A 22,600-nucleotide genomic window follows, 5' to 3' on the forward strand; every position below is an offset into this window, starting at 1 on the left:
GCCGATGCGTATAAGAGCAGTTCTTTTCGACATGGACGGCACCCTGCTCGACACCGCGCCGGACTTCATTGCGATCTGTCAGGCGATGCGAGCCGACCGCGGCCTGCCGCCGATGAACGACAAACACATTCGCGACGAGATCTCCGGCGGCGCCAAGGCAATGGTCGCCGTGACCTTCTCCATGGACCCGGAATCACCGGGTTTCGAGGAATTACGCCTGGAGTTTCTGGAGCGCTACCTCGCCGGTTGCGCGGTTCACAGCAAACTCTTCGACGGCATGGGCGAACTGCTGGCCGACATCGAAAAGGCCAACCTGATCTGGGGCGTGGTCACCAACAAGCCGCTGCGGTTCGCCGAGCCGATCATGCAGCAGCTTGGCCTGGCCGAGCGCTCGGCGTTGTTGATCTGCCCGGACCATGTGAAGAACAGCAAACCGGACCCCGAACCGTTGATCCTGGCGTGCAAGATGCTCGACCTGGACCCGGCCAGCGTATTGTTCGTGGGTGATGACCTGCGCGATATCGAATCCGGTCGCGATGCCGGCACCAAGACGGCCGCCGTGACCTATGGCTACATTCATCCGGACGATAACCCGAGGCATTGGGGCGCGGACGTGGTGGTCGATCATCCGCTGGAGTTGCGCAAGGTGCTGGATAGCGCTTTGTGCAGTTGCTGAGCCTGTTTTCTGATTTGTTGAGGGGTTTTTATGTTTGATTATTCCGCCCGCCCAGAACTGCTCAAGGACCGGGTCATCCTGGTCACCGGCGCTGGCCGTGGCATCGGCGCTGCCGCCGCGAAAACCTTTGCCGCGCACGGCGCCACTGTGCTGTTGCTGGGCAAGACCGAAGCCAACCTGACTCAGGTCTACGACGAAATCGAAGCCGCCGGCCATCCACAACCGGCCGTGATCCCGTTCAACCTGGAAACCGCCCTGCCCCATCAATACGATGAGCTGGCCGCGATGATCGAAACCGAATTCGGCCACCTCGACGGTTTGCTGCACAACGCGTCGATCATTGGCCCGCGTACGCCGATCGAGCAGTTGTCCGGCGAAAACTTCATGCGCGTCATGCACGTCAACGTCAACGCCATGTTCATGCTCACCTCTACCCTGCTGCCGCTACTCAAGCTGTCCCAGGACGCCTCGGTGGTGTTCACCTCCAGCAGCGTCGGCCGCAAGGGGCGTGCGTATTGGGGCGCTTATGGCGTTTCCAAGTTTGCCACCGAAGGCTTGATGCAAACCCTGGCCGACGAAGTCGACACCGTGGCACCGGTGCGCTCCAACAGCATCAACCCGGGCGCCACCCGCACCAGCATGCGCGCCCAGGCTTACCCGGGTGAAAATCCGCTGAACAACCCGACGCCCGAGGAGATCATGCCGGTCTACCTCTACCTGATGGGTCCGGACAGCACCGGCATCAACGGCCAGGCGTTCAACGCTCAGTAACGCCCGCGCGTCGCTTTTGTGCCGCGACGGCTTCCCGTCGCGGCACTCAAAGAGCGTCGCAACTACACAGGTGGCAGTCAAACAACTGCCACTGCTTTCAGAAAAATTTTTAACCAACCATCAAGATATTGATTTATAACGTTTTTTATTCGACTGAACTGAATGGCACGACTTTCGCTCTAAATTTGCTCAGACACGCAGTGTGAAAGCAAACGGGCGGACGCCTGAGCTGATGAGTTACTCATCGTCGGCAAAGCGGACTAAACTTGCGCCAAACGTCCTACGGGACTGATGGATCAGTATGACGCGCAGCCCAAAGCCGCTCTCACCCAGCCTGTAAGACAGCTTACTGCTTAGGGGCGCATGCCATATGAAATCACCTTCCCAGACCAACGCAATTGACTTAGATGTTGCCAAATTGCAACGCCTGGGCTTTGGTCAGCAGCCTACCCTCATCGAGAGGCCCGTCAGTCTTGCGCAACTGCGCCAGCAACTGAGCCTGCAGCTGCAAACCAGTCTTGAGCCGCAACGCATTCTCGGGCTCTTCTTCCGTGAGATTCAGCGACTGGTACCGCTCGACGCCTTGACGTACGAGCACACGCCCAGTGACTTGCGCCTGGAATTCGGCCTGCGCGGCCATCATTCGATCAGCTACAGCCTAAGCCATGAAGGCGAGCACCTGGGTGAACTGGTATTCCGCCGCAATCAGCGTTTCAGTGAGCAGGAACAAGGCAACCTCGAGTCGCTGCTCTCCGCATTGCTGTATCCGATGCGCAATGCCTTGCTCTACCGCGCTGCCACCCAAAGCGCCCTGCGCGATCCGCTTACGGACACCGGCAACCGAATCGCCATGGATCAGACTCTGCAACGGGAAATCGAGATGTCCCGTCGGCATCTGCAACCCTTGTCGCTGCTGATGCTGGACATCGATCACTTCAAACACATCAATGACAACCACGGGCACAGCGCCGGCGATGACGTGCTCAAGGCCGTTGCAGGCTCGATCAAAAACCAGTTGCGCAACGTGGACATGGTCTTCCGGTTTGGTGGCGAAGAGTTCCTGATCCTGCTTTCCAACACCAACCGCGAAGCGGCCGCCATGGTTGGCGAACGACTGCGATTTGCAGTGCAGGCAGAGGAATATTCGGCCGACGGCCATGCGATCGAGCTGACGGTCAGCCTTGGCTGCTCGACGCTATTGCCCGGCGAGTCTGCCGAGAGCCTGTTGCGACGGGCCGACAGTGCGTTGTATGTGGCCAAGCGCGAGGGACGTAACCGGTTGGCGATGGCGGGTTAATGCCCACCAGAGCGGGCACGCCTTGATAGCGGCCCGCAACGAAAGGAATTAGCGCACAGCGCCGCGTAATTCCCTCACCAACCCTTGCAACCGGGCTGGTTCCGCCACTTCAACCGACACCGCCGGCCCTGCCACCAGCGTCACCCGTGACCACAACCGGCGGAACACGCCCTTTTGCGGATCGCGGCTGAAGAAGCTCCCCCACAAACCTTGCAATGCCAACGGAATCACCGGCACCGGCGTCTCTTCGAGAATCCGCGTCAGCCCGCCCTTGAACTCGTTGATCTCGCCATCGGCTGTCAATTTGCCCTCAGGGAAGATGCACACCAATTCGCCGTCCTTCAGATACTGAGCAATGCGCGTGAAGGCTTTTTCGTAGATCTGAATGTCTTCCTGGCGCCCCGCGATCGGAATGGTCCCGGCCGTGCGGAAGATGAAGTTCAGCACTGGCAAGTTATAGATCTTGTAATACATCACAAAGCGAATCGGCCGACGCACCGCGCCGCCAATCAGCAAGGCATCAACGAAGGACACGTGATTGCACACCAGCAACGCCACACCTTCATCGGGAATCAACTGCAGATTGCGATGCTCCACGCGGTACATGGAATGGCTGAGCAGCCAGATCATGAAGCGCATGCTGAACTCGGGGACGATGCTGAAGATGTAGGCGTTGACGCCGATGTTCAGCAGCGACACCACCAGGAACAACTGCGGGATCGACAGCTTGACCATGCTCAGCAAGACGATCGAGACAATCGCCGAGACCACCATGAACAACGCGTTGAGAATGTTGTTGGCGGCAATCACCCGCGCCCGCTCGTTCTCGTGGGTCCGTGACTGAATCAGCGCGTACAGCGGCACGATGTAGAAACCGCCGAACACCCCAAGCCCGAGAATGTCGATCAACACCAGCCAGGCATGGCCAAAACCCAGGACTTCGATCCAGCCATGGCCTATCACGCTGTCTGGAATTCCACCTGAATGCCACCACAGCAGCAAACCAAACACCGTCAGACCGAAAGAGCCGAACGGCACCAGACCGATCTCGACTTTGCGACCAGACAGTTTTTCGCAGAGCATCGAACCGAGTGCGATACCGACCGAGAACACCGTAAGAATCAGCGTCACCACGGTTTCGTCGCCGTGCATCCACTCCTTGGCATAGGCCGGGATCTGCGTCAGATAAATCGCCCCGACAAACCAGAACCACGAGTTGCCGACAATCGAGCGCGACACCGCTGGGGTCTGTCCCAAGCCCAGCTTCAACGTGGCCCAGGACTGGCTGAAAATGTTCCAGTTCAGACGCATTTCCGGGGAGGCGGCCGCAGCCCGTGGAATGCTGCGACTGGCCAGATAGCCGAGCACCGCAACACCGATGATCGCCGTGGAGACGATCGGCGCGTAATGAATGGAGGACATCATGATCCCGGCACCGATGGTCCCGGCGAGGATCGCCAGGAAGGTACCCATTTCCACGAGGCCGTTGCCACCCACCAGCTCTTCGTCACGCAAGGCCTGCGGCAGGATCGAGTATTTCACCGGCCCGAACAGCGCTGAGTGAGTGCCCATGGCAAACAGCGCCACCAGCATCAGCGACAGGTGATCGAACATGAAACCGACTGCGCCTACCGCCATGATGGCGATTTCCCCGAGCTTGATCAGACGGATCAGCGCGTCCTTGGCGAACTTTTCCCCGAACTGCCCGGCCAGTGCCGAGAACAGGAAGAACGGCAGGATGAACAGCAGCGCACACAGGTTGACCCAGATCGAGCGGTCACCGTCGATAGTCAACTTGTAGAGAATGGCGAGAATCAGCGACTGCTTGAAGATGTTGTCGTTGAACGCCCCGAGCGACTGCGTGACGAAGAATGGCAGGAAGCGCCGGGTGCGAAGCAAGGTGAACTGTGAGGGGTGACTCATCTTCCATGTGTCCCTGATGTTGGGTAGAGAGTGGCGTGGATGCAGTTATTGGAATGTCCAACGGCGATCCAGGCCACACATTACCTAAAACTTGCAGGTTATTTTTTTAAACCTGCAATGCACGGCGAGACAAACAACTCACCCCGCCAGGCGCCCTGCACTGTCCGTTTGGCGACGATCAGCCACATCACCGCCAGCAACACCACCAGCACACAACCGAAGGCGCTGAAAAACGTCAGGTTCAAGATGCTGGCCAGTTTCAACGTCGCCAGGGAATAGACGCCCAACGGAAAGGTGAAACCCCACCAGCCGAGGTTGAAAGGAATACCGACGCGCAAGTAACGCGCAGTGATGAGCACTGCAATCAGCATCCACCAAAGACCAAAGCCCCACAGGGTGATCCCGGCCACCAACCCCAGCCCTGCGGCGATTTCACCGATGCCCGGCAGACCGTTGGCAGCGAAGATCGCCGGCGCATCGGCGCCCAGCAGCAACATGCCCAACGCCCCGGTGCCGATAGGCCCCAGCGCCAGCCAACTGGAGGCGGCCATGTTTTCGTGAGGCAGTTTATGCAGTGCCATGCGCAGCAACAGAATGGTCAGAATGCTGAACGCAACCGGTAGGGAAAAGGCCCAGAGCACGTAGCTGGTCACCAGAATCACCAGTTGCGAATGGGCATCGGCCAGGTGCGGTGCCAGCAGACCACCGCTGGCGGCCGCCACTTCTGCTGCCACCACCGGCAACAGCCAGACAGCGGTCATCTGGTCGATGCTGTGTTCCTGACGGGTGAACATCAGGTAGGGAATCAGCACGCCGCACGCCACAGACATCGCCACATCCAGCCACCACAGCACCTCGGCGACATGAATCACGCCCTCGCCCCAACGCGGCAGACCGAACACCAGAAAACCATTGATGATGGTCGCCAGGCCCATGGGGATGGTGCCAAAAAACATCGAAACCGTGGAGTGACCGAAAATCCGCCGCGCCTCATCGAAAAACAGCGCCCAACGCGCCGCATACATAACCGTGAATAAAACGAATAGCACAATATTGAACAGCCAAAGGGCTTCGGCAATCGCGTGTAAACCGGCATTTGCGCCAGGCAGCTGCGCCAGCGCCAACGCCAGCACACCGGTGCCCATGGTGGCGGCGAACCAGTTCGGCGTGAACTGGCGGATGACTTCACGCGGATGCTGCAAATGACTGAATGGTTTGAAACCGGCTGGGGCGGTGTTGGGGCATGTCATGGTGAACTCCTGTCCTCTGTTGAGGTGGAGCTCATGGTAGATCCGAATCGAATATCGATATAACGGGTAATATCTCTAACTGTTATCTGTTTTGCAGATATGACGTCAAACGCTGCCTTCAGTTTCGATCACCAGGATTCTTGCCGCACCCTGCGGATGGGCAACGTGTTCGGTGCCGACGTCGGCATAGAAGATATCTCCTACACCCAACATCACTTCTTTCTCCTGCCCTTCTTCGCGATAACGCATCTGCACTTGACCATCCAGCACCACGAACACTTCTTGACCATCATTGATGTGCCATTTATAGGGCTGATCGGTCCAGTGCAAACGCGTGGTGATGCCGTTCATTTTGGCGATATCCAAAGCGCCCCAGGCACGGTCAGCGGTGAAGGATTTGCTGCGGATGATTTTCATGCGTCGGTCGGTCGAAATGTATGGCGGTGCCAAGGCTAGCGGTCATCGAACATCGACGCCACAGACTTTCACCGACTGCTGACGCATCAACGCGAACAGAGCGCTGACCGAGAGAATAATCAGCACCGCGCCGTAACCATCGGTGGTGGCCACCAGCCCGAAGGTCTGGGTCAAGTTCCCGGCCAGCAACGACGGCAAGCAGAAAGCTAGATAACTGAGCACGTAGTAAGCCGACATCAACCCTGCCCGTTCATGGGGCAGCGCCAGCGGCACGACGCTGCGCAATGCACCGAGGAAACCGGCGCCGAAACCGCAGCCGGCCACCAGTGTCCCGACAAAAAACAGTGGCAGGCTAGCGCTGTGCACCGCCATCAGAATAAGTGCGACGCCGACGGGCAGCAGACTGCCGCCTAATCGCAAAACCTTGTCGGCCGGCCGATCGCGCAGGGTGTAGATCATCAACGCACCGGTTACCGTCAACACGGCGACCGTCGCACCGCCAATCAGATTTGAGGTCGATCCCGTGGCCGTGCGCACCAGAGACGGTGCCAAAGAAGCGTAAAAACCACCGAGCGCCCACACCGCGATGTTGATCGGCAGCACCAGCCACAACGCACGTCGCGCCTGGACTGGCACATGCAAGGTTGGGCGCAGCGAAGCCCAAGCCCCCGGCTGCGGGCTGACGCTTTCCGGCAAACGCCAGACGTACAGCGCCTGCATCACAAACAGCGCGAGCAACACCCAATAGGTCAACTGCAATGGCAGCGGTGCAAACTCGGCCAACAAGCCGCAGCCCATGGCGCCCGACGCCATGCCCAGCAACGGCGCCACACTGTTGACCAGCGGCCCTTGCTCTCGATCAGTGTCCAACAGCGCAGCACTCAATACGGCAGTGGCCATCCCCGTAGCAAAACCTTGAAGCACTCGTGCGCTGATTAACCAGGCGACACTGTCTGCATTGATAAACAGCAGCATCGCCAGAATGTTAAACATCACAGCGGTGAAGATCACCGGTTTGCGCCCCAGGTAATCCGAGAGCGAACCGACCGTGAGCAATGCCGCCAGCAAGCTGATGGCGTACACGCCGAAAATCACGGTCAGGGTCGCTGCCGAGAATTGCAGGTGTTCCTGGTACAGGTGATACAACGGCGTCGGCGCCGTGGACGCCGCGAGAAAACTGAGTAAGGTGATCGCCAGAAACCACAGGCTTGAACGTTTAGACGCTGAACGAGACATGAGCACACTCCGCAAAAGCTAACTTTTTGCTTTTGCGGAGTGTGCTATTGGCTAGCGCTTAAAGCAAATTCTTTGTGTTAAGGTCCGATGCATGGCTATTAAAGAAGGATTACGCCCCGGCGGCAGAAGCGCCCGGGTGCAAGAGTCGGTTCACTCGGCAGTCCGCGATCTTCTCGAAGAGCAGGACCGTACCACCGTGACCGTCCCGCAAATCGCTGCGCGCGCTGGCGTCACGCCGTCGACCATCTACCGGCGCTGGGGCGATTTGTCTGTGTTGTTGGCGGACGTCGCCCTCGCCCGAATGCGCCCCGAGAGTGAGCCGGCCAATACCGGTAGTCTGCACGGTGATGTGCGCGCCTGGGCCGAGCAGTATCTGGACGAGATGAGTTCAGAGCCCGGACGCAACATGTTGCGTGACGTGCAATGCAGCACCACACCGGCCCTTTGCGCGACGATCATTGGCGGGCAACTGCAGACGATTCTGGATCGTTACCCCGATCAGCCGAAGCCGAACGTTGATCGGCTGATTAACATGGTGGCGGCGCCGACGGTGTTTCGCATCCTGTTTTCAGCGGCGCCGCTGGAGGTTGAGGAATTGCATCGGTTGATCGAGATTGCGCTGGATCAGTAACGGCAAAATCCACACTGCGACACCCCGCCGCGCCGCGACCTTGGTCGACACTGACTAACCCCTGCCATCGTGCGAGACTGTCTGTCCGGGCGGGAGTCCCGGGTGTCTTTTGTCTGGAGTTCCCATGTCGCTGTCCAGCGGGCTGATTGCCGCCGTCGCCCTGGCCTATATGGCCATCATGTTCGCCATCGCCTTCTACGGCGACCGTCGCAGCACGCCGTTGCCGCCGCGGGTGCGCGCCTGGGTATACAGCCTGTCGCTGGCCGTCTATTGCTCCAGCTGGACCTTCTTTGGCGCCGTGGGCCAGGCCGCCGAACAGCTCTGGGCTTTCCTGCCGATCTACCTCGGGCCAATCCTGCTGCTGGTGGGCGCGCCGTGGGTCCTGCAAAAAATGGTGATGATCAGCAAGCAGGAGAACATCACCTCCATTGCCGACTTCATCGCCGCGCGCTATGGCAAATCCCAGTCGCTGGCGGTGGTGGTGGCGCTGATCTGCCTGGTCGGCGTGTTGCCCTACATCGCGTTGCAACTCAAGGGCATCGTGCTCGGAGTGAACTTGCTGATCGGCGCCGGTGCCGACGCCATGGGCACCCGCGCCCAGGACACGGCGCTGATCGTGTCGCTAGTGCTGGCGTTATTCACCATCGTCTTCGGTACCCGCAACCTCGACGCCACGGAACACCACCGCGGCATGGTGCTGGCGATTGCGTTCGAATCGCTGGTCAAGCTGTTTGCTTTTCTCGCGGTCGGCGTGTTCGTGACCTACGGCCTGTACGACGGCTTCGACGACCTGTTCGACCAGGCCATGCTCGCCCCACGCCTCGAAGAGTACTGGAAGGAAACCATCAACTGGCCGTCGATGGTGGTGCAGACCGGTGTGGCGATGATGGCAATCATCTGCCTGCCCCGGCAGTTCCATGTGACCGTAGTGGAAAACATCGACCCTCAGGATCTGCGCCTGGCCAAGTGGGTGTTTCCGGCCTATCTGGCGCTGGCGGCGCTGTTCGTCGTTCCCATCGCCCTCGCCGGTCAGATGCTGCTGCCGAGCTCGGTGCTGCCGGACTCGTTTGTCATCAGCCTACCGCTGGCCCAATCCCATCCAGCCCTGGCGATGCTGGCGTTTATCGGTGGCGCCTCGGCGGCGACCGGCATGGTGATTGTCGCCAGCGTGGCGCTGTCGACCATGGTCTCCAACGACATGCTGTTGCCATGGTTGCTGCGGCGTAACAACGCCGAGCGGCCGTTCGAAGTGTTCCGCCAGTGGATGCTCTCGGTGCGCCGAGTGAGCATTGTGGTGATTCTGCTGTTGGCCTACGTCAGCTATCGCCTGCTCGGCTCAACGGCGAGCCTGGCGACCATCGGCCAGATCGCCTTTGCCGCCGTGACCCAACTGGCCCCGGCCATGCTCGGCGCGCTGTACTGGAAACAGGCCAATCGTCGCGGTGTGTTCGCCGGTCTGGCTGCCGGGACGTTCCTGTGGTTCTACACCTTGATCCTGCCGATTGCCGCCACCAGCCTTGGCTTGTCGCTGAGCAGTTTCCCCGGTCTGGCCTGGTTACACAGCAACCCGTTGCACCTGCCGATTAGCCCGCTTACCCAAGGCGTGGTGCTGTCTCTTGCGGGCAACTTCACGCTGTTCGCCTGGGTGTCGGTGCTGTCGCGTACGAGGGTTTCGGAACATTGGCAGGCGGGTCGCTTCATCGGTCAGGAAATCAGCGCCCGCCCCAGCGCCCGCTCGATGCTGTCGGTGCAGATCGACGATTTGTTGCAACTGGCCGCACGCTTCGTCGGCGAAGAACGCGCCCGTCAGAGTTTTATCCGCTTCGCCTACCGTCAGGGCAAAGGCTTCAACCCGAACCAGAACGCCGATGGTGAGTGGATCGCCCATACCGAACGCTTGCTGGCCGGTGTGCTGGGTGCTTCTTCGACCCGGGCGGTGGTAAAAGCCGCCATCGAAGGTCGGGAAATGCAACTCGAGGACGTCGTCCGAATCGCCGACGAAGCCTCGGAAGTGCTGCAGTTCAACCGCGCGCTGCTGCAAGGTGCGATCGAGAACATCACCCAAGGCATCAGTGTGGTCGACCAATCGCTGAAACTGGTGGCCTGGAACCGGCGCTATCTGGAGCTGTTCAACTACCCGGATGGACTGATCAGGCTTGGCCGCCCGATTGCCGACATCATTCGCTACAACGCCGAGCGCGGCCTGTGTGGTCCCGGCGAAGCCGAAGTGCACGTCGCCCGCCGCTTGCACTGGATGCGTCAGGGCCGCGCCCACACCTCTGAAAGACTTTTCCCCAATGGCCGTGTGATCGAGCTGATCGGCAACCCGATGCCGGGCGGCGGTTTTGTCATGAGTTTCACCGACATCACCGCGTTCCGCGAGGCTGAGCAAGCACTGACCGAAGCCAACGAGGGCCTGGAACGACGGGTCACCGAGCGGACCCACGAACTGTCGCAACTCAACGTCGCCCTGACCGAAGCCAAGGGCACCGCGGAGTCGGCCAACCAGTCGAAAACCCGTTTCCTGGCGGCGGTCAGCCACGACTTGATGCAACCGTTGAACGCTGCGCGACTGTTCTCGGCCGCCCTTTCCCACCAAGACGACGGCCTCTCCGGTGAGGCGCAGAAACTGGTCCATCATCTCGACACTTCACTGCGCTCGGCCGAGGATTTGATCAGCGACCTGCTGGACATTTCCCGCCTGGAAAACGGCAAGATCAACCCTGATCCCAAACCGTTCGTACTCAATGAGATGTTCGACGTCCTCAGTGCCGAGTTCCAGGCGCTGGCCCGCGACCAGGGGCTGAAATTCCGCGTCAGGGGCAGTACGTTGCGCGTCGACAGTGACATCAAACTGTTGCGTCGAATCCTGCAGAACTTCCTGACCAACGCCTTCCGCTACGCCAAAGGGCCGGTGCTGCTGGGGGTTCGCCGACGCAAGGGCGAGCTGTGCCTGGAAGTCTGGGACCGTGGCCCGGGCATTCCGCTGGATAAACAGCAGGTCATTTTTGAAGAGTTCAAACGCCTCGACAGCCACCAGACGCGTGCTGAAAAAGGCCTGGGGCTAGGCTTGGCGATCGCCGACGGGTTGTGTCGCGTGCTCGGTCATACCTTGCGCGTACGCTCCTGGCCGGGGCGCGGCAGTGTGTTCAGCGTCAGTGTGCCGCTGGCCCGGACGCAATCCGCGATCCCGACCAAGGTCGCCGGACTCAATGGCAAATTGCTGAGCGGCGCGCAGGTGCTGTGCATCGACAATGAAGACAGCATCCTGATCGGCATGAACAGCTTGCTCACGCGCTGGGGTTGTCAGGTCTGGACCGCGCGCAACCGCGATGAATGCGCGGCGCTGCTCCGCGATGGTGTGCGTCCGCAATTGGCGCTGGTGGATTACCACTTGGACGATGGAGAGACCGGGACCGAATTGATGGCATGGCTGCGCACCCGATTGGGTGAGCCAGTGCCAGGGGTAGTGATCAGCGCCGATGGGCGACCGGAGACGGTGGCCCAGGTGCATGCGGCAGGGCTGGATTACCTGGCTAAACCGGTGAAACCGGCGGCGTTGCGGGCGTTGCTGAGCCGGCATTTGCCGTTGTAGCGTTTGTTTCCTGCGCTATTTTGATTTTATTCCGGCAATTCGGCCAACCCATCCACATCCGTCATCGCCCGTTCCAGCAAGTCTGCCGGCAGGCTCTTGCTCGCGCGCGCGCCAAGCAACTTGAGCTGCTCGCTTCGGCTGACCAGATTGCCCCGACCTTCTGTCAGCTTATTGCGCGCAGAACTGTAGGCTTTATCCAGTTGTTGTAAGCGATTACCGACTTCATCCAGATCCTGAATGAACAGCACGAACTTGTCGTACAGCCATCCGGCCCGTTCGGCGATTTCCCGGGCGTTCTGGCTCTGGCGCTCCTGCTTCCACAGGCTGTCGATGACGCGCAGGGTCGCCAGCAGAGTGGTCGGGCTGACGATCACGATGTTGCGGTCGAAGGCTTCTTGGAATAGCGTCGGCTCAGCCTGCAATGCGGCGGAAAACGCCGCTTCGATCGGTACGAAGAGCAGGACGAAATCCAGGCTGTGCAAACCGTCGAGACGCTTGTAATCCTTGCCGGCCAGCCCTTTGACGTGAGTGCGCAGGGAAAGCACGTGCTGCTTGATGGCGATCTGGCCGATGGCATCGTCTTCGGCCGCGACGTATTGCTGATAGGCCGTGAGGCTGACCTTGGAGTCGACCACCACCTGTTTGTCACCCGGCAGATAAATGATCACGTCCGGCTGGAAACGCTCACCGTCCGGGCCCTTGAGGTTGACCTGGGTCTGGTACTCGCGCCCCTTCTCCAGGCCCGCATGTTCAAGCACTCGCTCAAGAATCAGCTCGCCCCAGTTGCCTTGGGTTTTCTGCCCTTTCAAGGCGCGGGTCAGGTTGGTGGCTTCGTCGCTCAGGCGCAGGTTCAGCTGTTGCAGCCGTTCCAGTTCCTTGGCCAGGGAAAAACGTTCGCGGGCTTCTGCCTGATAGCTTTCTTCGACGCGTTTCTCGAAGGACTGGATGCGTTCCTTCAACGGATCGAGCAACTGACCGAGGCGTTGTTGACTGGTTTCGGCAAAGCGCTGCTCGCGCTCGTCGAAGATTTTTCCGGCCAGCTCGGCGAACTGGGCGCGTAACTCATCTCGCGAGCCCTGCAGGTCGTTGAGGCGCTGCTGATGGCTTTCCTGCTGCTCACGCAGCTCGGCGTTGAGAGAAGCGGCCTGGGCGTCCAGACGGCGCAACTCAGCCTCTTTGCCGGCGCGTTCCAGATTCCAGGCGTGAGCGGCGTCGCGTGCGTCGTCCCGTTCGATCTGCAGCAATTCGACTTCACGGCGTACAGCGGCCAGGTCAGCTTGTTTAGCGGCATTCGCCTGGCCCAGATCACCAATCTCATCGCGACAGGCTTCGAGTTGTGCGTTCAATCCATCCTGGGCCAGATGGGCCGTAGCCAGACGCTCTTCCAGCAGTGCAACCTCTGACTGCGTGGCGCTCGCTCGCCGTTGAAGTTGCCAGGCCAGTACCAGTAACGGCAGCGCAGCGCCCGCCAGACCGAGCAATGCGCTGGTCAAGTCCATAGCCATAGCCACTCCTGCCAATGAAATAAAACTTGAAGGTTAACCAAGGCGTCAGGTCTTGGACAGCTCAGTCTTCGATCAGCCCAAGTTCTTGCTGGGCGCGCCGATCCCCTGCCCGCGCGGCAGAACGCAGAAGGTCTTGACCAATACGACGGTCCCGGGCATTCCCGCATTCACGGCACATCAGCTGACCGAGACGGCTTTGCGCGGCCACGACCCCTTCCCGGGCTGGCTGCTTGAGCAAACTTCCGGCGAAGTGTTTGACGTTGGGGTTTTCGCCCAGACGCGGACTGTCCAGCAGCCACTCAGCCACACGCATCGAAAAGCGCTTGGGCGGGGTAATGCTGGGAGGTGTGGAGGTTGCAGAGACTGATGCTGAGCGAAACTTCATAAAGCACTGTGGGGCAGATCGGAAGGCGCGCCACTCTACTCTTTTTTTCTTACAGGTAAAGCCTAAAAAAACCCGGCACGCCCGTCCTAGAGCAAGCGCTCGGGACAATCCACAGAAGCTGTGGATAACTCAGTGGACAACCGCCCTTGAACTCTCGCAAAGCCCTATGGAATGGGGCTCGCAGTCAAACTGACGATTTTTTCACCAGTAAAAAAAAGCGATGTTTTTCATTGACTTAAATTTTAGTTGCAGGCACCCACTGCGTTTGAAGGGATGATGACAGCGGCGTGACACCCGCCGCCACTTATGTGCACAAGTCCCTTCGAGGCAGTTATATCGATGCGCCGTTTCGGCGCATTTTTTGCCTGCACCTGGGGATAAACCTTGGCAAACCGGTGATCCAGGCTGGTCCTGGCCCGATGAGCCATGACTACCAATAGTCGGAATTTGTGCTATTACAGGGCAAGTCTGCGGGTCATGGCTTTTTCCGAGCGCCAATCCGGACGTTGAATGAGGGCGTTCAGAGAACTTTTTTGCTAACACACTTCCCTTCAGCAATTCAATCCGTTAGTATCCGCAGCGTTAGTACCAAGCTGAAAGTCAATTCTGGTCGAACAAATCCCCCCGGTCAGCCTTCCCAAAGGAAGCCTCCACCGACAAAGCGGGATCGACCACCTCGATGGTTTCCAGGTAAACCTTGCGTCAACACAGCCTTTGAATCGAAAGCAAAGGGTGTTGCGAAGCTCACTTACTCTGACCGAACCAACCTGCAAATTGATCAGGATCTTCACCCTGGGCCCAGAACCTTTGCCCTTGATGTGTTGCCTGCCCTCCTAAGTACCTACCTGCCAGCCCAAGCGCGCCAATTTATCAGCGCTTCAAACTGGCTGCTTTGTTCCAGTCGGGTTCTTCGTTCGACCAATGGTGGTCGTCGTCACTGGAACGTTTTAACTTTGCACGGTTCTTATCCGTGTCGCTTGTAGGAACACCCAATGACTATGTCTACTCAAATCCACACTCAGGATGCCATTCGCACCCTAACCAATGCTTTTGCACCAATGAACTGCCTGATCATGGCTGCTCGCAAAGGCTGCTTCAGCTTCACCCTGGTCAACGAACACGGCATCGCTCGTCACAGCGAACGCCTGTACCCCGATCAATACTCCAGCGCCGAGCCGCTGCAGGCCGTGATCGAGCGTACCCGTCAGGCACTGGTTGCCTGATACGCCAGAAAGTCTGAAAACCTCAAAAGCCTCGCTTAAAAAGCGGGGCTTTTTATTGCCCGATATTTCTCTTTTCGCTGCCACAGCCTAAGCACTAACCGATATAACGGTTATAACTCGCAGCCGGAAATATTTTAAAAACAGGCCTTTACGGCGCGAATATGACACTACACTTCAACTCAAGCGGCTTGTTCCGCTTCCGGCGAGCCTGATTCGATTCACTGCTGCCAATGCCCCTTCAGGTATCGCCGACCATTTGATGTTGCGAGGGCTTTATGGGTATCGCTGCCAGCGAACTGTGCCGTTATGTGATCCGCCCGACATTGATCTACCTCGGGCGCCATAGCGCAACTGCCGAATCCCTGCTGCTGGGCGTCGCCGCCAGCCAGTCAGCCCTTGGAACTGCCCTGCATGACCGCCGTGGACACGGCCTGTATCGAATCGCCGAACCCCGCCATCAAGCACTTTGGGACCACTACCTGGCACTTGACCCGGAACGCGCAAGCCTGGTTCGCGGCCTGGCCAGCCAACATGCGTTCCTGAGTGGTCCGCACCTCGAATTGACCGTCAACCTGCGTTACGCCACAGCCATCGCCTGGCTGCTGGTAGAAGAACAGAACACCCCCCTCCCCGAAGCAGACGACCTACTGGGAATGGCCCGCATCTGGCGCCAGATCTTCCAGCCTCAAGGACGCCTGAGAGACTTCACCTGCGCCTGGCAAACCTGTGTTTCACCGCTGAATCAGGTCGCCTGCTGATCTGCTGTTTCCACAAGATCGCGCAACTGCTGCGATTTTGGTCGGATTGTCCTACAAAACCGCTCTAAATCAACGCATACAGCCTATAGCGCTGGGACGAAAATGTTGGTAATTTTCGCCCCGGTGATCATCAGGAGTTCTAATAATGAAAAAAGTAATGCTCAAAACCACCCTTAGCCTCGCCGTTACCTTGGCATCCACCCAAATCTTCGCAAGTGGCTTTGCCCTTAACGAACAAAGCATCAGCGGGATGGGGACAGGTTTTGCGGGGCGCTCTTCATCTGCCGATGATGCAAGTACAGTTTTTGGCAACCCTGCCGGTATGGCCCGCCTCAAAGGCCAACAAATCACTGGCGGTATCGCAGCGATCGACGCCTCGACCGATATCAGCGATACCAGCGGCCGTTCAAGCGGAACCAACAAAGGCGATATGGTTCCGTTCACTACAGTACCGATGGGTTTCTATACAAATAAAATCAACGATGAATGGGCTTTTGGTTTGGGTGTCTACGCTCCGTTCGGGCTGATCACCGACTACGAAAACGGCTTTCAGGGCCGCGCTTTCGGCAGCAAGAGCGAAGTCAAAGTCGTCACTTTGCAGCCAACCGTCAGCTACGCTTTCAACGATAAAGTTTCGATCGGTTTTGGCCCTACCATCAACCGGATTTCCGGCACCCTGGAATCGGACATTGCTCTCCCTATCCCCCGGACTGGTGACAACAATGTGGAGATCAAGGGCGACGATACGGCCTTGGGCTTCAACGCCGGCATCCTGGTGCAAGCCACCGACACCACTCGCGTGGGCCTGACCTATCACTCGAAAGTGAACTACAAGCTCGACGGCCACACCAATGTGACTGCCGGCGCTGGCGTGCCACCTCAACTGCTCAAATCCAACCGTTACGATGCCTCGCTGAAGATCGAAACACCTGAGTCCTATGACCTTTCCGTGACTCAAGATATGAATGATGCTTGGAAGCTCTATGCCGGTGCTACCTGGACTCGGTGGAGCCGCCTGAAAGACATCACGGTCAACAACGAAGGCGTAACCGCACCTAGCGGTGGTGCCCTCGCCCCACAAATCCTTGGCACCATCAAGGAAGACCAAAACTGGCATGACACCTGGGCCTACGCCGTGGGTACTTCCTACCAGCTGAACAAGCAGTGGGTACTGCGTACCGGTCTCTCCTTTGACCAGTCGCCCACCAACAACACTGATCGTTCGCCACGCATTCCTACCGGCGACCGGACCATCTTCAGTGTCGGTGCGGGCTTCAACCCAACCGACGACTGGACCATTGATGTGGCTTACTCTTACCTCAAGGAAGAATCTGTCACTGTCAACCGCGCTAACGCTTTGGGTCAGTCCTACAACGCCAAGTACGAAAACAGTGCGAACGGTTTCGGTGTCGGTGCGACCTACCGCTTCTGACGGTTCCTCACTCGCCGCCTGAATTGAAAAAGCCCCGCTCTCTTGTACAGAGGCGGGGCTTTTTAACGGGTGTCGATCAGGGTTGCGAGGCCAGGGCTTTCTCCACCGCAGCGATGAACTCGGGATCGTCAGGCGTGGTCAGGCTGGAGAAATTGGCGATCACCTTGCCCTTGCGATCGACCACGTACTTGTAGAAGTTCCACTTCGGCGCGGTGCTCTGCTTGGCGATGATCTTGAACAAGTGAGTCGCGTCATCACCGCGGACTTTCTGCGGTTCAGTCATGGTGAACGTCACGCCGTAGTTCACGTAGCAGACCTTGGCAGTCTCTTCGCCATCCTTGGACTCTTGCTTGAAGTCGTTGGACGGAACGCCAATGACTTCCAGCCCCTGATCCTTGTAACGCTGATTAAGCGCCTCAAGGCTTTTGAACTGCGGGGCGAAACCACAGAAGCTCGCGGTATTGACCACCACCAGCGGTTTGCCAGCGAAGCGCTGGCACAGGTCGATGGATTCCTTGGCGCGCAGCTTCGGCAACGAGCCTTGCAACAGGTCCGGGCACTCTGCCGCTTGAGCCAATCCACTAAACGCTACCAGTAACGCGGGAACTGCGAGCCAACGCATCAGCATGTCGGTGCATCCTTGAGAAATCGTCAAAACCGAAGTTACTCGCCCTCCTATCCTGCTAGCAAGCACCCATGCCCAGTTGCATCAACGCCAGCCCGCCCTGATGCCAGCCCCACCATGACAGGGCCAGCAGCAAGGCGCAGACAGCGATGACAGCGATCCGCGGCCAGAGACTGTTCATATCGCACTCATCTGTGTTTGCAGACGCGCCACCGGCTGCTCACGCACCGGCCAGTTCAGGGCTGCTGCCAACAGGCTCAAGAGAATCGCTACCTGCCAGATCAAGTCATAGCTCCCGGTTCGGTCGTACACCACCCCGCCCAACCAGCCGCCGAGGAACGATCCGAGCTGGTGAAACAGGAAAACAATCCCACCGAGCATGGACAGATTTCGCACGCCGAACAAGGTCGCGACGGTGCCGTTGGTCAAGGGCACGGTCGACAGCCACAGGAAACCCATCGCCATGCCAAACAGGTAAGCGGTGGTCGTCGTGACCGGTGCCCACAGGAACAATCCGATCACCACGGCCCGCAGCAGATACAGGCCGGTGAGCAAACGTGGCTTGGACATCCGTCCGCCAAGCCAGCCTGCCGTGTAGGTACCGAAAATATTGAACAGCCCGATCAGCGCCAGCACCGTCGTACCGACGCTCGCCGGGAGATGCTGATCCACCAGATAAGCCGGTAAATGCACGCCGATGAATACCACCTGGAAGCCGCAAACAAAAAAGCCGAACGCCAGCAGCCAGAACCCCGAATGGGAACAGGCCTCGCGCAGGGCTTCGGACAGTGTTTGCTCATGGCCGAACACCGGTAGCGGCTTGTCCTTGAGCATGCTCACCAACGGCACAATCAGCGCCACCAGCATACCCAACACCAGCAATGCCGCTGACCAACCCAGCCAGCCAATCAACCCCAGCGTACCGGGCACCATGGCGAATTGACCGAAAGAGCCGGCAGCGCTGGCAATGCCCATGCCCATGCTGCGTTTCTCTGGCGGCACTACGCGGCCGACCACGCCAAGGATCACCGAGAAGGAGGTGCCGGACAGACCGATGCCGATCAACAGACCGGCACTCAGGGACAAGGTCACGGCGGAATCCGACAGGCCCATGCACACTAGACCCACCGCATACAGGACACCGCCGATCAGCACCACTTTCGCGGCGCCAAAGCGGTCGGCCAGCGCGCCCGTGAATGGCTGCGCCAGGCCCCAGATCAGGTTCTGCAAGGCAATGGCGAAGGCAAACGTCTCACGTCCCCAACCGAATTCGGCACTCATCGGCGCCAGAAACAGCCCGAAGCCGTGTCTGACGCCCAAGGACAACGCGAGAATCAGCGCACTCCCCAACAAAACCCAACCGCACGTACGCCACATCGATGTCATTCTTATTCTCCGGTAGCGGGTATATACCCGCTTAAGATCGGAAAAACCGGCATCACGCCAGTTCGTCCAGCAGTCGCAGCAAGGTTTCGCGTTTCTCGGCACCCAGACGGTCAATCAACCGCTGTTGCGCCGCTTCCCAGGCTGGCAAGGCGGCTTTCAGGCGCTCAGTACCCGCCTCGGTGAGCATGACGATGCGGTTACGCATGTCTTCGCCCTCGACCAGCGTCAGCAGGCCTTCACCTTCCAGCACCCGCAGATTGCGCCCCAAGGTGCTGCGATCCAGCCCCATGGCCTCGGCCAACGTGGAAATACTCGGTTTATCCAGACGCTGCAAATTACACAGCAGAGAATACTGGGCGACGTTGATCCCGAAGCCATCGAGAGCGCCGTCGTAATGCCTGCTGACGCCACGGGCGGCGCGACGCAGGTTGATGCATAAACATTGGGAGTCGAGCATGGTGCGTGTATATACCCGCGGTTGTGTTAAATCAAGTTACATGATGTGGGAAGTTCAGCAGATCGCCAATCCCACCAGCACCGCGACTTCAAGGATTTCCAGCAACGCCCCCGCTGTATCGCCCGTCGTGCCGCCCAATCGGCGCAGCATCACGTGCCGCAGCCAGGCAAACACCAGCGCCGCCAGCACCACTGCCAACACGCCGCTGAGGCCGGCAATCAAAACACACGCCAACGCACTGACCGCCAACACCTGCTTGCCCGCCAGACGTGGCAGATGATCGGCCAGCGCCTGCCCCAAGCCACCGGCACGCACATAAGGCGTCGTCAGGAACAAGCCCAGCATCGCGCTTCGCCCGATCAGCGGAACAATGATCAGGACAACGGCGTGTTGTTGCTCGATCAATGCCAGCAACGCGGCGAATTTGAGCAGCAACACCAACACCAGCGTCACGACCGCCATCGGCCCGCTGCGCGGGTCCTTCATGATCGTCAACGTGCGCTCTCGATCGCCGAACCCACCGAGCCACGCATCGGCGCTATCGGCCAGGCCGTCCAGGTGCAAAGCGCCGCTGAGCAATACCCACACCGTCAGCAACAGCGCGGCGTGAAGCAACAACGGGGTGCCGAGCAGCAGCCAGTTGAACGCCAACAAAACCCCGCCGAACAGCAGGCCGACCAGCGGATAAAACAGCAACGACCGCCCCAATTCCTGTGGTTCCGGCATGCCCGGCAGACGAATCGGCAGACTGCTCAAAAATTGCAGGGCGATCCAGAACGGCAACATGGTCAGATCGCTTCCTTTAACAACACGCCGGATTCGACCGTCAGCGAAAACAACGCGCCATGGCCGACTTCGACGTTGAGCAACTGCTCACGAGGCAATCCCCGCGCCTGAGCCAGCAACAAACGCATGACCCCGCCGTGACTGATCAGCAATACCCGCTCGCCTGCGTAGGTAGCCTGTAAGCGCTCAACAGCTGCCAACACCCGCGTCGCAAAATCCGCCACCGGCTCACCCTGAGGCGGCGTAAACGAATAAGGGTCGGCCCAGAACAATCCCAACGCCTCGGCATCAGTTTCCATCAGCGCCGCAGCGCTCTGCCCTTCCCAGGCGCCGAAGTGTAGCTCTTGCAGGTCTTTATCCAACTGCACTGGCAAACCCAGTTGTGCGCCGAGTTCTTCGGCGAACCGCGCACACCGCTGCAACGGCGAGCTGACCAAACGATCCCAAGGCCCACACTCGACCACCGCCGCGCGCATCTGTGCCCAGCCCTTTTCAGTCAGCGCATCGTCGAGGCTGCCGCGCAAACCGCCGCCGAGTTCGGTTTCACCGTGGCGCAACAGGTCCAGGCGCAAGGTCATGCCGGACGGTCCGCCACGGCGGCCTCGGCGAACGTCGCCATCTGCCCGTGAAGGTCGCACGCCAGACGCAGCAACGGCACGGCCAATGCCGCGCCACTGCCCTCGCCCAGACGCAAGCCGAGGTCCAGCAGCGGTTCGGCGTTCAGGGTTTCCAGCACATGACGATGACCCGGCTCGGCGCCGCGATGACCGAACAACAGCCACTGACGGCATTCAGGGTTCAAGCGCACCGCCACCAACGCCGCGACGCTACAAATAAAACCGTCCACCAGCACCGCGATGCCTCCCTGGGCACACGCCAGATACGCGCCGACCAGTGCCGCGATCTCAAAACCGCCGAGGTTGAACAGGGTTTGCAGTGCATCGCCACGCTGAGCGCTGTGCAATGCCAAAGCGCGCTCGATAACCTGAGCTTTATGACTGACACCCGCTGCGTTCAAACCCGTGCCCGGCCCGGCCAGATGCACCACCGGGCAATCGAGCAAGGCACAGGCCAACGCGCTGGCTGCGGTGGTATTGCCGATGCCCATCTCGCCACCGATAAACAACTGCGCACCCGCCGCGATGGCGCGCTGCACGCTGTCGCGGCCGGCCTGCAAAGCGAGTTCACCTTGAGCCGGCGTCATCGCCGAACCTTCGACGAAATTCGCCGTGCCCGGGCCGATGTTCAAGTGACGCACGCCCGGCAAATTCAACGACGGCGTCACCGTGCCCAGGTCGACGACTTCAAGGGATGCCCCAAGCTGCCGCGCCAACACGCTGATCGCCGCCCCACCGCTGACGAAGTTGTGCAGCATCTGCCCGGTGACTTCCTGGGGAAATGCCGACACCCCTTCAGCGACCACGCCGTGATCACCGGCAAAAATCGCGATCCACAGCTGATCCAGTCTCGGCTTGACCTGCCCTTGTAACCCGGCCAATTGGACGGCCACCCACTCAAGCCGACCGAGGGAGCCGGCCGGTTTGGTCAGCTGTTGTTGCCGGGCCTCGGCCTGCTCGACCGCTTTAGCATCGATCGACTTGCAGGGGTTCAACCACCAGGATTGAGTCATAACGCAGTTCCTTTCAAAGTCAGGGGCAGGCCGGCGACGGTCAGGACAACGCGCTCACAGCGCTCGGCCAACGCTTGATGCAGCCAACCGGCTTCATCGACATAGCGGCGAGTCAATTCGCCCAGCGGCACGACACCCATTCCGGTCTCGTTGCTGACAAAAATGATTTCACCCGGCAACGACGCCAGGCAGTCCAGCAATGCATCACGTTCGGCCGACAGGCGCTTGACGTTGTCGAGCATCAGCAAATTGGTCATCCATAACGTCAGGCAATCCACCAGCAGGCAACGTTCGGCGCTGGCGGTTTCGCGCAGGATGCGGGCGAGTTCCACCGGTTCTTCAATCAACGCCCATTCGGCCGGACGACGGGCGCGGTGATGGGCCACCCGCTCGTTCATTTCACCATCGAGGGGTTGGCTGGTGGCGATGTAAGTCACCGCCAGACCGCTGTCGGAGGCGAGTTTTTCGGCCAGGCGGCTTTTGCCGGAGCGGGCGCCGCCGAGGATCAGTTGCAGCATGGTTCATTCCTTAAAATATGCGGTGTGGTGGCGGGCCTCATCGCGAGCAAGCTCGCTCCCACAGTTGACCGCATTCCAATGTGGGAGCGGCGGTGCGAC

At 59.4% G+C, this 22,600-nt stretch carries 22 protein-coding genes; 8 read left to right on the top strand and 14 right to left on the bottom strand.

What is annotated here, in order from left to right:
- The first annotated feature begins 4 nt into the window (after positions 1-4).
- From mupP to MO767_RS05640, 3 genes are all read left to right on the top strand, one after another.
- Entirely contained in the window at positions 5-676 is a 672-nt protein-coding gene (gene mupP, locus MO767_RS05630) for an N-acetylmuramic acid 6-phosphate phosphatase MupP (RefSeq protein WP_056744070.1), read from the top strand.
- 30 nt (positions 677-706) lie between these two features.
- The gene (locus tag MO767_RS05635; RefSeq protein ID WP_033055825.1) at positions 707-1,447 is read left to right on the top strand and encodes a YciK family oxidoreductase; all 741 of its coding nucleotides are present in this window, start codon (positions 707-709) and stop codon (positions 1,445-1,447) included.
- A gap of 370 nt (positions 1,448-1,817) precedes the next feature.
- Positions 1,818-2,744, top strand: a complete 927-nt coding sequence (locus MO767_RS05640; protein ID WP_282479727.1) for a GGDEF domain-containing protein — start codon at positions 1,818-1,820, stop codon at positions 2,742-2,744.
- Positions 2,745-2,792: 48 nt separating this feature from the next.
- Here the strand turns inward: MO767_RS05640 and MO767_RS05645 are convergent, their stop codons facing one another.
- From MO767_RS05645 to MO767_RS05660, 4 genes are all read right to left on the bottom strand, one after another.
- On the bottom strand, positions 2,793-4,667 hold the full coding sequence (locus MO767_RS05645) for an MFS transporter (RefSeq protein WP_282479728.1): 1,875 nt from the start codon (positions 4,665-4,667) through the stop codon (positions 2,793-2,795).
- Positions 4,668-4,765: 98 nt separating this feature from the next.
- Positions 4,766-5,917 carry a TDT family transporter gene (locus MO767_RS05650; protein WP_282479729.1) on the bottom strand — a complete coding sequence of 384 codons (1,152 nt, stop codon included), beginning with the start codon at positions 5,915-5,917 and terminating at the stop codon, positions 4,766-4,768.
- A 105-nt stretch (positions 5,918-6,022) separates the two neighbouring features.
- Entirely contained in the window at positions 6,023-6,334 is a 312-nt protein-coding gene (locus MO767_RS05655) for a cupin domain-containing protein (RefSeq protein ID WP_282479730.1), read from the bottom strand.
- A gap of 42 nt (positions 6,335-6,376) precedes the next feature.
- Positions 6,377-7,570, bottom strand: coding sequence for an MFS transporter (locus tag MO767_RS05660; protein ID WP_282479731.1), 1,194 nt, complete (start codon positions 7,568-7,570; stop codon positions 6,377-6,379).
- 91 nt (positions 7,571-7,661) lie between these two features.
- Here MO767_RS05660 and MO767_RS05665 point away from each other — a divergent pair, with 91 nt between their 5' ends.
- Both MO767_RS05665 and MO767_RS05670 read left to right on the top strand, forming a co-directional pair.
- Positions 7,662-8,201: a TetR/AcrR family transcriptional regulator gene (locus MO767_RS05665; protein WP_282479732.1), complete on the top strand. Its 540-nt coding sequence runs from the start codon at positions 7,662-7,664 to the stop codon at positions 8,199-8,201.
- Between the two features lie 124 nt (positions 8,202-8,325).
- Entirely contained in the window at positions 8,326-11,796 is a 3,471-nt protein-coding gene (locus MO767_RS05670; protein WP_282479733.1) for a PAS domain-containing hybrid sensor histidine kinase/response regulator, read from the top strand.
- 26 nt (positions 11,797-11,822) lie between these two features.
- Here MO767_RS05670 and rmuC read toward each other — a convergent pair whose 3' ends face one another.
- Complete coding sequence (rmuC, locus tag MO767_RS05675; RefSeq protein ID WP_165353327.1) at positions 11,823-13,187, bottom strand: DNA recombination protein RmuC; 1,365 nt, start codon at positions 13,185-13,187, stop codon at positions 11,823-11,825.
- Between the two features lie 175 nt (positions 13,188-13,362).
- Entirely contained in the window at positions 13,363-13,686 is a 324-nt protein-coding gene (locus MO767_RS05680) for a sel1 repeat family protein (protein ID WP_282479734.1), read from the bottom strand.
- A 998-nt stretch (positions 13,687-14,684) separates the two neighbouring features.
- On the opposite strand from MO767_RS05680, the gene MO767_RS05685 reads away from it, so the two are divergent.
- The 3 genes from MO767_RS05685 (at position 14,685) to MO767_RS05695 (ending at position 17,099) form a co-directional block, all read left to right on the top strand.
- Positions 14,685-14,909: a hypothetical protein gene (locus MO767_RS05685; protein ID WP_007898912.1), complete on the top strand. Its 225-nt coding sequence runs from the start codon at positions 14,685-14,687 to the stop codon at positions 14,907-14,909.
- A 275-nt stretch (positions 14,910-15,184) separates the two neighbouring features.
- Positions 15,185-15,667: a hypothetical protein gene (locus MO767_RS05690; protein WP_282479735.1), complete on the top strand. Its 483-nt coding sequence runs from the start codon at positions 15,185-15,187 to the stop codon at positions 15,665-15,667.
- A gap of 145 nt (positions 15,668-15,812) precedes the next feature.
- Positions 15,813-17,099, top strand: a complete 1,287-nt coding sequence (locus MO767_RS05695) for an outer membrane protein transport protein (protein ID WP_282479736.1) — start codon at positions 15,813-15,815, stop codon at positions 17,097-17,099.
- A 76-nt stretch (positions 17,100-17,175) separates the two neighbouring features.
- Here MO767_RS05695 and MO767_RS05700 read toward each other — a convergent pair whose 3' ends face one another.
- From MO767_RS05700 to cobU, 8 genes are read right to left on the bottom strand one after another with little or no spacing between them, the layout of a single operon-like run.
- On the bottom strand, positions 17,176-17,727 hold the full coding sequence (locus tag MO767_RS05700; protein ID WP_282479737.1) for a glutathione peroxidase: 552 nt from the start codon (positions 17,725-17,727) through the stop codon (positions 17,176-17,178).
- Positions 17,728-17,782: 55 nt separating this feature from the next.
- Positions 17,783-17,905 (bottom strand): hypothetical protein, encoded by a 123-nt coding sequence (locus MO767_RS05705; protein WP_282479738.1) that lies wholly within the window; start codon positions 17,903-17,905, stop codon positions 17,783-17,785.
- Positions 17,902-19,110 carry an MFS transporter gene (locus tag MO767_RS05710; RefSeq protein WP_282479739.1) on the bottom strand — a complete coding sequence of 403 codons (1,209 nt, stop codon included), beginning with the start codon at positions 19,108-19,110 and terminating at the stop codon, positions 17,902-17,904. Before MO767_RS05710 ends, MO767_RS05705 begins: the two co-directional genes overlap by 4 nt.
- Positions 19,111-19,162: 52 nt before the next feature.
- Positions 19,163-19,567: a MarR family winged helix-turn-helix transcriptional regulator gene (locus MO767_RS05715; protein ID WP_282479740.1), complete on the bottom strand. Its 405-nt coding sequence runs from the start codon at positions 19,565-19,567 to the stop codon at positions 19,163-19,165.
- A gap of 54 nt (positions 19,568-19,621) precedes the next feature.
- Positions 19,622-20,353, bottom strand: coding sequence for an adenosylcobinamide-GDP ribazoletransferase (locus tag MO767_RS05720; protein WP_282479741.1), 732 nt, complete (start codon positions 20,351-20,353; stop codon positions 19,622-19,624).
- A gap of 2 nt (positions 20,354-20,355) precedes the next feature.
- Positions 20,356-20,931, bottom strand: coding sequence for an alpha-ribazole phosphatase family protein (gene cobC / locus MO767_RS05725; protein WP_129442348.1), 576 nt, complete (start codon positions 20,929-20,931; stop codon positions 20,356-20,358).
- Positions 20,928-21,983: a nicotinate-nucleotide--dimethylbenzimidazole phosphoribosyltransferase gene (cobT, locus tag MO767_RS05730; RefSeq protein WP_282479742.1), complete on the bottom strand. Its 1,056-nt coding sequence runs from the start codon at positions 21,981-21,983 to the stop codon at positions 20,928-20,930. The genes cobC and cobT overlap by 4 nt, the downstream gene beginning before the upstream one ends.
- The gene (gene cobU, locus MO767_RS05735) at positions 21,980-22,501 is read right to left on the bottom strand and encodes a bifunctional adenosylcobinamide kinase/adenosylcobinamide-phosphate guanylyltransferase (RefSeq protein ID WP_282479743.1); all 522 of its coding nucleotides are present in this window, start codon (positions 22,499-22,501) and stop codon (positions 21,980-21,982) included. The genes cobT and cobU overlap by 4 nt, the downstream gene beginning before the upstream one ends.
- Between the last annotated feature and the right edge of the window lie 99 nt (positions 22,502-22,600).

The sequence above is a fragment of the Pseudomonas sp. UYIF39 genome (assembly GCF_029963765.1).
Taxonomy (GTDB): Bacteria; Pseudomonadota; Gammaproteobacteria; order Pseudomonadales; family Pseudomonadaceae; genus Aquipseudomonas.